The sequence below is a fragment of the Mycobacteroides franklinii genome (assembly GCF_002013895.1).
Taxonomy (GTDB): Bacteria; Actinomycetota; Actinomycetes; order Mycobacteriales; family Mycobacteriaceae; genus Mycobacterium; species Mycobacterium franklinii.
Genome location: NZ_MAFQ01000009.1, coordinates 294,045 through 303,278, shown reverse-complemented (window position 1 = coordinate 303,278; position 9,234 = coordinate 294,045). Strand labels below are relative to the sequence as shown.

Here is a 9,234-nt window from a genome sequence, read left to right as displayed (position 1 = left end):
CCCGGCCGGGTAGCGCCACGGTCCTACCTACACGCCGACGGGCAGCGTTACCAGACCTGGACGCCGGGCTGCAAGAAGCTCTACGCCTACGACGACGTAGTAGCCAAACTCAACGAGAAGCAATCCGAGAAGGTGACCCATCGGCGCTGCGAACGAGTCCGGCGCGCCGGGTGACCGACCAGCACCCTCCTCTATTTGATGTTTGCTATCCAAGTAGACGACTGTCAGTTGATGCCGGTACTGTTGCGTCCAGTTTCTTTGCCTAGACTTGACGGAGAAGATTGTGGCCGGTTACGACAGATCAACAGAACACCTGACTGCCGTAACCAATTGCCGCACCTTGACGTCAACTAGCGCTGGGGCCGCCGAATTTCCTGAAAGCAGCCGCGAGCTGCATTCGAGTCGCGCCGGGGACGCTGGTCACCGTCTGGCAGCTTTCGCTGCCGGGGCCGCCCTGGTGCTCGCCAGTGTGGCTGGCATGCATAGCTTGTACCGGGCCGGCGACCAGGTAGGGGACTGGCTGGTATGGGTCGGCGCGTTGCTGCTGTGGCTCTCGGCCTTGGGCGGCGGGGTCAAGCTGGCCGCCTGGGGCGCCAAGCCGCTCATCGACGCCGCATTCGAGGCGGGCAATCAGCGGTTGCCTGAGCCGGCGCAATCTACGGTCGCGGCGCTCGGGATTATCGTCGGGGCGGTCGGCTTGTGGTGGGCGCTGCGCGGCGGATACACCCAGTGGTGGGAGTCGACATCCGGTGAGTCGGGGTGGTCGCTGGCACTGGGCGCCGGGCAGATGCTGGTCGCGGTCCTGGCGGGGGCGACACTGATCACCGGCGGTAAGTATCTGGCCGGTTTGACCGGGGAGGTCCTTGCCGATGCCGGACTGATGAGATCCGAAAGCCCTGCTGCACATCGCGACCCAACCACTGCCGACAAGAACGCGCAATCACATCCCGCGCTGGTCGCCGCCCTTGTAGCCGGTGGCATCGCTCTAATCATCATGGCGGCGTGGCTGACCCCGAAACTGGCCCCCACGATCATGGGCGCCAACACATTCGCCGCGGCTGCAGCTATCGCTGCTGTGCTGGTGTGGGGTGTGGGGGCGAACCTGGGCTGGTGGAAAGGCCTGGAAGGGCTGTACGCCTGGGCCACGGCGGCGTCTGAAAAGACTGCCGCTGTCGCCGGTGTCGTTGCCGTGCTGATGTTCTCGGCCAGCGGGTTGGGCTTGGGCTGGTTTACCCCGGCCACGGTGCCCCAAGCGCACGCCCAGTGCCCACCAGATTGCGGGGGTGGCTCCAATGGGTCTAATTCGTACGGGCCCAATGCTTCCCAGTTTCAGCCGCCGCAGATGCCCAACCAGATGCCGGATTATCAGGGCGGTAACTACGGCTCTAACCAAGCCCCGCTAGATCAAAATTCGGGAATCTCGATCTACAACACCCAAGCGCCCTCGGTGAGCCAAAGCACTGGTGGTCAAGGTGGACAGCAGGGGCCTCAGCAAGGCTGGGACCAGCCCGCACACGGCACCCAAATCCCGGACTACCAAAACGCCACCCCGCACACCCAGGGGCCGGGCAAGCCGAACCCGGATTTCAACCCAGGATCGCAAGGCGGGCAAGCCAACCAAGGCGCGCAGAGCGGTAACCAGGGTGCTCAACAGCCCCAGCAGCAGCCATCCCAAAACCAGCCGCCGCAGAACAACACCGGGCAGCAACCTGATCAGCAGTCGCCGAATAAGTCTGATCAGCAGCGTCTTGACGAGTTGACCCGGCAGCTACAGGACCAACAGCAGCAGGGCACCCAGGACCGCCAACGCATCGACGATCTGACCAAACAGTTGCAACAGCAGGGGCAGCAGAAACAGAACGGCAACCAAAAACTGCCCAAGACCCCGTCCAAGGACAAAAAGAAAGGCGACAAAGACCAGCAGCAGGATCAGGACAACCAGTCGAGCAATAACGACCTGTCCGCGTTGTTGATGGGTGCGGCCTCGACACGACGCCGTAAGCAGGACGAACAGCAGGGGCCCGATACTCAGGCGTTTGGGCAGGATGCATCCCAAGCGGTGCAAGGCCTTCCCGGTGATGTGCAGACCTATGTGCAGTCGGGGCAGCAGATCGGCGAATCATCTGGGCAGGCCGCGCAGGGCTTCGGGTCGGCCGCGCAGGCCGGTGCTTCCCTGGCGTCGTCGGCGCAGTCCGGAGCGGTCAACCCACAAGACGCCATCACGCTGGTTCAAGGTGTCTCCCGAGGTGTGCAGGGCACCGCAGACGCTATTAATGCAGGCAGCCAGATTGTGAAAACCGCTCAGGGCGAAGCTGATCAGGTCGCCCAGGCGGTCGGCGACGCCAACCCACAGCTGAAACCCCAGATGCAGCAGCTCGCCCAGCTCGACCAACAAGCCGAACAAATCACCGGCGCAGTGGGACAGGTGGCGAACTTGACCTCGCAAGGCGCGGGCGCGGTCAACACCATCTCCAGCCTCGGCACCAGCGGAGTGCCCGATACGTCCAGTGCCAGCGATCTGCTGTCAGAAAGCGGTACGACGGTAGCCATGAGCGGTGGTTCCGGGCCCGGTGGTCACCTGGCGCCGGCACCAATGGATCCGCCTCCGCCACCCCCTTCACCGACTCCACCCAACTACCCTGAGGTGCCCAGGACGATCACGCCGACGACACCATCGACTATGCCGCCGGCGCCACCTCCGACCAGCTCATCAACGCCGGAGCCTCACCTGACTCCGCCAGTCACCGCGCCCGGACCGGTACCCGAACCGCCAGCGCCGGGCCCGGAGACGCCCCCGGCTCCACCGGCAACGAGCACGCCAACGACGGAATCACCGGGTCCGCCCTCAAGTACTCCCGCACCCTCGCCGTCAACCGCTTCCGCGCCGCCTACGATGTCCACGTCACCACCGGTCGACGTGTCGAAATTGCGGGACTTGGGCTACGACGACACACAGATCGGCAATATCCAGAAGATCATCCAAGCCGGACAAGGTATGTCAGATAAGGGCGTCAACCGCAATGCGATTATCACCGCGCTGGCTGTATCCCTGGATGAGAGCAGCTACTACAACCTGCCCAATGATGGCTCGTACTACATACCTGGTTCGCCTGTCTGGAACCAGTGGACGAAAATGGCTGCTAACAACCCGAATATCGCGAACGGTGGCCACGATCCAATCGCGTCAGGGATGAGCGTGGATCGGCTCCGCGAATCCTTGAATTTCCCTGGCGCGCAGACATACCCAGATGGTCATGTGCCTAGTGATCACGCGTCACTGGGTCTGTTCCAGCAGCAGTTGGACATGTGGGGCACTATGCCGGAGCTGCTGAACCCCACCACATCAGCCCAAAAATTCTATTCAGCGTTGTTGAAAGTTCCCGGCTGGCAGGACATGAGTAACCTCGGCGTGCTTGCTCAAAGAGTGCAGGGATCGTTCTCCACGGACGGGAGCGTTTATACGCGGTACATCACCGATGCCACGAAAATCGCTGACGCGCTCGGTGTCCAATGACGCGGACACACGTCCTGGCGGCGTTTCCTTTGGCACCCCTGCTGGTCGTGGGCGTGATGTGTACTGTTCCGGTCACCGCTCATGCCGCACCGGAGTTGTGTGACACCGGACAGGACACCGTCAGCAGCTTCGAAACACCTCGCCTGGCGGTGGCGATCTGCGAGTCAGATAACGCCTTTCAGTATCGCCAACTGACCAAACAAGACCAAACCAGGCTTGATCTACCCGCTCGCGAGTTCCCGATCTACGGCAAGTGGGCAGCAGGCAGAGCGTTCGAAGCCCAAGACGACGGGTGCACTTACCAGATATTCACCTTTAACGAACATGTAGGGAATTTCGGCGCAAATTGTCCTGTGCCGTTGTCTGAAGACGGATTGCCGCCGTCGAGATGACGATGTGTGTCCAGCTCGACCGGGCAGGTGGCCCAACGCCTTTGTCGACGTGCTGTGGGCTTTGCTGCGCGACAACCGAATCTGGCAACCCGCCCCACCAGGGGTTATAGCGGCTGCGGCTTAACGCAGTTCGGAAGGCGCTGTATGAACAACGCGCGTGACGCTGTCTTGATGGACGGCCTGGATGATTGGGTTTACTTCTACCGTGTGCATCGGCTGGTCTATCTGGCCAACCCAGACGCGTCGGTCGGCGAACTACAAGCCGAGTCGCTCAACATTGTGGCCGACCTTGTGAGTGCGGGGCTATACCAAGTCGGCACCGTAGAACGCGGCGCCGGCTTCGTCCCGTGGGACATTCCCATTGATGAAGCACTAGACCGTATCCGGGCCGAATACATCGGCCACTACGACGAAAACGGTGTCTGGGATTACGTGGCCTGGCTCAACCTCACCGACAAAGGAAAGCAACTCGCTGAATCGCTTCTACCTAAGGTGTAGCCGAACAGGCCTACGGCGACGTCGTCGCCAAGCTGAACGAGAAGCCGAACCACGCAGGGTGGAAGAGATGCAGGCGCGCCGTGGATCCGATGTAGATGGTGCTCTATTGCCCGCGCTGCAACGCCTCGATCCCGTGCACCGGCTTGATTGACGGTGTGGGGCAGATCAAGCCGCAGCCCGACGGCACCGCGACGACTGAATACGACGTGCGCGTGCCCGATCTCGCGCAACGGTTCGCCGCGCACTACAACGCCAAGCACTTGATAGTTGAGGGTCAGCGTGCGCTTGCTGCGAGGTTTTCGCTAGGCGATTCGCGCGGCGCAACCTCACGTTGAGAAAACCCGTGACTGCGGTTTGGTTAGCCGTTTCCGGTTAGCTTGTCCTTGACGGCCTCAACACCGTCTTTGACTTTATCGGCGGCGTCAGCGATCTTTTGCTTGGCAGAGGCGATACCTTGCTCGGCTTGTCCTTCAGCTTTCAGATCATCGTCGTTGGTGACGGAACCGGCGGCTTCCTTAGCGCGGCCCTTAAGATCATCGAACTTGTTCTGGGCGTCATCAGCAATCCCCATGTTTTCCAACCTTTCTCACAGTTTGTAGAACGAAGCTACCGACATAATTCTGAAGTGCGACCGAGGAAGGGCGATCAGCCTGTCCTGCCCGGTCGATTCCGCTGTTGTCAGCAGCGCGGCTCGTCGGCGGTGTTTTCGGCGGCCTCCGACGACCCGCGCCAGTGCTGACGTTCTGCTAGTTACTCAGTTTGTAAGTGAGACTTTCGCGGTGGCATCGCCGGTTTTGAAAGTGATCGTTCCGTGCTCGAAGCTGGACTTAAACGAGCCGTCGGCCTCGGTCACCTCATCGGCGGTGGGATAGCCAAGTTTGCCTTGTGAGGCTTGATTGTCATTCCATGCGTCTCGGATCTTGCCCCACACGAAATAGACCGGTTCTCCGTTGCGGTAGATCAGCACGCCGCCGTCAAACTGCTGATAGACGCCGCTACGGTCCAGGGTGTCCTTCTGGTTGTCATACGGTGCGCCCAAGTCCTTCTTCTGAACATCGTTCAGAGTGTTCCACTTGGCTAGGATCGGCCCCTCCACGGTGTAAGGAGTGCCGTTTTTGCCCGGAATCTGTGTGGTGCTGGGCTTCTCCGAGGGTGGTGCGCTGATGGACGAAATCGCCGACGAAGCCGCCGAGCTAGCAGAACTGAGCGAAGGCGCGTCACCAGTCTTGTGTGAGCAGCCCACCGCGGCTAGGGCGACGATACCGACTGCCACGGGCAACGCGGTGGCATGCAACTTTCTCACGCGCATCTACTTCTCTCCTTGGTTGTGTGATCGATCTTTTGCAACAAACACGCACTGCAATCACGCCGATCTTGCCCGGCAAGACATTTACGCAGCGAATAAACCTCCGGCGTCCGACGATGCTAGCAATTGTTTACAGAATAAACTAGGGTTTGTTGCTATGAGAGGTGAGTCTTCACGCCACATAGACCGCCACCGGGTGTTGGGACGAGCGCTGGTGGTGTGCGGGGTCTTGACTCTGTTCGTCGGCGGGGCCGTCGCCACCAACCACGGCAGCCGCGGCGGCGTCCTTTCCACGGTGGTGGCGCTCCCCGGCGGTTCCGAGGTGGCTGATCCTGACGGCGATTCCTCCGGGGTTTCGGACGTGACAGGTCCCATTGGAACCTCTGACCGCTCCGACGTGACCGGTCCCATCGGTGGTTCACCAAGCGGTCCCATCGGCGGTTCCGCCGACATGAATATTCCTCCCAGCGGTGGTCCGGGCGGCGATTCGGCGGGAGGTTCCTCCAATGGCCCCGCCGGTGTCAACGGGGCCGCCGGCGGTTCACCCAGCGGCCCCGCCGACATGAACGGGCCCGTCGGCGGCGGCCCCGGCAGATCTTGAGCATGGCCAGGGAACGCTTCGCAGCCTAAGCAATTCAAGAGTGGACAGACCAAGGATTATTGACCGTTTTGTGTCCACGCGACTCAAGGCGTAGTCGACGAGGTGATCAGCATGCCGAGGGCTCCGCGTCCGTGCCCAGTGTCCGGATGTCCCAATCTGATCCGCTTCGCCCGTTGCTGCCCTGAGCACACGCAGGCATGGAGCGGGCCACGCGCAGCCTCCAGTGAAGTCACACGTCAGCGCCGATAGCGAGAGCTCGCCTCGAAGATCCTGGACCGAGACCGCTGCCGGTGCCGCATCCAGTACGAGGGCATCTGCACAGGGCGAGCCACCGTGGTGGACAAGGAGCAGCCCGGGTTGCGCAGGCCTGATCTCGCGTTCGACCCGAAGAATCTGCGCGCCGCGTGCGGGCCGTGTAACGACCACAAGGCCAGAACTGAGGACCGCGGGTAGTGCTGCGAGTGGACTCGCACCGCCTGACTGTCCGACCTACCCGCGACGCAGCGTCCGATCTTCGCGCATCTCGCGATTGAAGCGCCATCCGATTCCATCGAACGGATTCCACGATCGGCTGCCCACCACCCGGTGACGGTAATAGGCAGGACCTGCAAGGATCATGTACACAGCACCATTGGTACTAAACCCACCAAAACCCAGCCCCGGGAACGTCAGGTACACGGCAACTCCCAGAAGCAAACCAAACAGCATCACTGTTATGGCCTTGCGCCACATGCCTTTGACAACGAAGTAGATGGGTCCAAAGAACAGGGCTGGCAGGTTGATAAACGAGCGCATTCTGACCGCGAAGGGCCGCGCCTTGGCTGCGGCAACTGCCTCCGGGGTGAATCTGGTGCCGTAGCGGTCATAGAAGTCGAACTTGAGCCGCCAGTATGCCGACAAGTCAGTGCGATCATCCGTCACGGTCAGTAACCTAGCAAACTTCCACGTTGACGCGATCAGCGCCGACAGCCATGCTGACGATATGGCGCAGGGCATCGTGAAGTTCTTCAGGCCCGAGAAGGGCTGGGGTGCGATCACGTCACCTGCGCTGCCCGACGGGCTGGACGCGTTCGCGCACTACACGGCGATCGAGGGTGACGGCTTCCGGATGCTCAGCGAAGGGGAGCGCGTCGAGTTCGACTACGAGCAGCGGCGACAAGACAGCTTCCAGTACGTCGCAACACGCGTGCGTCAGCTCTGACCGCCGTCGACCCGATGGACTATTGCGAACCAGCGCGCATACATCCTCGTAAGGAACACCTCGGTGATCGGATATCCCGAATCCTCGGCGAGCACGCTATCGATTCCACACTTCGGGCACAGGGCGGAATCGTCGTAGTCGGTCCACTCCGTGATCGCGCTTGGTGAGTAGATTGCCAGACAGTAGAAGCAGCCGCAGACGTCCGACCTGCTCAGTGCGACGCGGTTGTCCCTGCAGTGAGCATGGGCCTTCTCGACCGACTTTCGTCCCCACATGGGGCGATCGTTGCACACGCTGAGGCACACCCCAGGCCACCACCCCTCCCCGGGCCACCCTGGACAGCCGGAACGCATTGTGAAATCCGACGTGTACGGATCCCCACGTTTTCCGGCTCTGCCTAAATCGCGAGCATTCGCTTGTCGCGCAATGACATTCCCGACATAGGAGTTCGGCCGAGGGGAGGGTGACCGCTGCCCTGGCAAAGACCGGCGTTTATCGGACCGGCAAACGGAGGCTGCTCGCTGAGTAGCATCCGGCACATGCCCATCAAACTTGAGAACGTCGGTATCGCCGTACGTGACCTCGAAGCGACGATCGCATTTTTCACCGACCTCGGTCTCACGGTCGTCGGCCGTGCCACCGTCAGCGGCGAGTGGACCGAGACCGCCGTCGGCCTTGACGGCAACCACGCCCATATCGCGATGCTCCAGACACCAGACGGTCATGGCCGCCTCGAGCTTTTCGAGTACATCCATCCCGCGGCCATCGAGTCGGCGCCCACTCGACCCAACGAGATTGGCATGCACCGTGTCGCGTTCTCCGTCGACGACATTGACCAAGCCCTCGAGATCGCCGCGAAGCATGGTTGCCATCCGCTGCGCGGGGTGGCGACCTACGAGGACATCTACAAGCTCACGTACGTTCGCGGCCCCAGCGGCATCATCGTGATGCTCGCCGAGGAACTGCAGAGCCAAACATGAGGCATCTGTACGGCGCTGACGCAGAGCAGCAGTACGTGGATACCTGGACGTCACCGTCTGCCCGCGGTTTGGCGATCCTGGTCCACGGCGGCTATTGGAGATCAACCTTTGGCGCGCAGGTGATGGAGCCACTGGTTGCCGATCTGGTGGGGCGAGGCTGGGATGTGGCCAACGTCGAGTACCGGCGGGTCGGGTCCGGCGGCGGTTACCCGGTGACGCTTGAGGATGCCGCCGCGGGAATCGAGTATGCGTCGCGAACTCGTGCAGAAAGCATCGAACGCGTTGTGCTGGTGGGCCATTCGGTGGGTGGGGAATTGTCGCTACTGAACGCCGCCCATGCGGATCTGGTACTGGCGCTCGCGCCGGTAACCGATGTCCTGCGCACGTACGACGAGGACTTGGGTGAGTCAGCTGCCGCGGCTTTCATGGGCGCCTCACCGGCACAGAACCCGGATGGATACCGCGCCGCGTCGCCACGGTGGCAGCTGCCGGTTGCGACACCCGTGCTCATCACCCATGGAGTCGACGACGCACGGGTCCCTGTCGAACACTCTCGCAGCTATCGGGATGCGGCAATCGAGAGCGGCTGCGACGTTGAGCTGCGTGAGTTCAGTCGCCTGCCGCACGGCGACCAAATTGATCCGGCAGGCCCACACTGGCTCGACGCTGTTACGTGGCTTACCGCCAAGTCGCTGTGATTCGACCGACATTGCGTCCGGGGCGCGCGGATCTGTAATTCCCA

The 9,234-nt window shown here is 61.8% G+C and carries 12 protein-coding genes; 8 read left to right on the top strand and 4 right to left on the bottom strand.

The features are described 5' to 3' along the window. The first annotated feature begins 283 nt into the window (after positions 1-283). The 4 genes from B4393_RS17455 to B4393_RS17440 all read left to right on the top strand — a co-directional run bounded on the left by B4393_RS17455 (position 284) and on the right by B4393_RS17440 (position 4,739). The gene (locus B4393_RS17455) at positions 284-3,514 is read left to right on the top strand and encodes a YIP1 family protein (RefSeq protein ID WP_413816154.1); all 3,231 of its coding nucleotides are present in this window, start codon (positions 284-286) and stop codon (positions 3,512-3,514) included. Beyond that, complete coding sequence (locus B4393_RS17450; protein ID WP_078335112.1) at positions 3,511-3,906, top strand: hypothetical protein; 396 nt, start codon at positions 3,511-3,513, stop codon at positions 3,904-3,906. Before B4393_RS17455 ends, B4393_RS17450 begins: the two co-directional genes overlap by 4 nt. Before the next feature lie 144 nt (positions 3,907-4,050). After that, positions 4,051-4,404 carry a hypothetical protein gene (locus B4393_RS17445; protein ID WP_078335111.1) on the top strand — a complete coding sequence of 118 codons (354 nt, stop codon included), beginning with the start codon at positions 4,051-4,053 and terminating at the stop codon, positions 4,402-4,404. Between the two features lie 95 nt (positions 4,405-4,499). Beyond that, on the top strand, positions 4,500-4,739 hold the full coding sequence (locus tag B4393_RS17440; protein ID WP_078335110.1) for a hypothetical protein: 240 nt from the start codon (positions 4,500-4,502) through the stop codon (positions 4,737-4,739). 23 nt (positions 4,740-4,762) lie between these two features. Here B4393_RS17440 and B4393_RS17435 read toward each other — a convergent pair whose 3' ends face one another. Together B4393_RS17435 and B4393_RS17430 are read right to left on the bottom strand one after the other, a co-directional pair. Beyond that, positions 4,763-4,975 carry a CsbD family protein gene (locus B4393_RS17435; RefSeq protein WP_070935356.1) on the bottom strand — a complete coding sequence of 71 codons (213 nt, stop codon included), beginning with the start codon at positions 4,973-4,975 and terminating at the stop codon, positions 4,763-4,765. 183 nt (positions 4,976-5,158) lie between these two features. Next, positions 5,159-5,713 carry an LGFP repeat-containing protein gene (locus B4393_RS17430; protein WP_078335109.1) on the bottom strand — a complete coding sequence of 185 codons (555 nt, stop codon included), beginning with the start codon at positions 5,711-5,713 and terminating at the stop codon, positions 5,159-5,161. 154 nt (positions 5,714-5,867) lie between these two features. Between B4393_RS17430 and B4393_RS17425 the strand changes: the two genes are divergently transcribed. Further along, positions 5,868-6,311, top strand: a complete 444-nt coding sequence (locus tag B4393_RS17425) for a hypothetical protein (RefSeq protein WP_133052588.1) — start codon at positions 5,868-5,870, stop codon at positions 6,309-6,311. Positions 6,312-6,800: 489 nt separating this feature from the next. On the opposite strand, the gene B4393_RS17415 is transcribed toward B4393_RS17425, so the two are convergent. Continuing rightward, complete coding sequence (locus B4393_RS17415) at positions 6,801-7,232, bottom strand: DUF2628 domain-containing protein (RefSeq protein ID WP_078281648.1); 432 nt, start codon at positions 7,230-7,232, stop codon at positions 6,801-6,803. A 61-nt stretch (positions 7,233-7,293) separates the two neighbouring features. Here B4393_RS17415 and B4393_RS27550 point away from each other — a divergent pair, with 61 nt between their 5' ends. Continuing rightward, entirely contained in the window at positions 7,294-7,512 is a 219-nt protein-coding gene (locus B4393_RS27550; protein ID WP_070935349.1) for a cold-shock protein, read from the top strand. On the opposite strand, the gene B4393_RS27545 is transcribed toward B4393_RS27550, so the two are convergent. Then, positions 7,503-7,787 carry a cytoplasmic protein gene (locus tag B4393_RS27545; protein WP_133052587.1) on the bottom strand — a complete coding sequence of 95 codons (285 nt, stop codon included), beginning with the start codon at positions 7,785-7,787 and terminating at the stop codon, positions 7,503-7,505. The genes B4393_RS27550 and B4393_RS27545 overlap by 10 nt on opposite strands. A 264-nt stretch (positions 7,788-8,051) precedes the next feature. Between B4393_RS27545 and B4393_RS17405 the strand changes: the two genes are divergently transcribed. Beyond that, entirely contained in the window at positions 8,052-8,492 is a 441-nt protein-coding gene (locus B4393_RS17405) for a VOC family protein (protein ID WP_070935344.1), read from the top strand. Beyond that, a complete protein-coding gene (locus tag B4393_RS17400) occupies positions 8,489-9,190 on the top strand; it encodes an alpha/beta hydrolase family protein (protein WP_078335107.1) in 702 nt (233 codons plus the stop codon). Before B4393_RS17405 ends, B4393_RS17400 begins: the two co-directional genes overlap by 4 nt. Positions 9,191-9,234 lie beyond the last annotated feature (44 nt).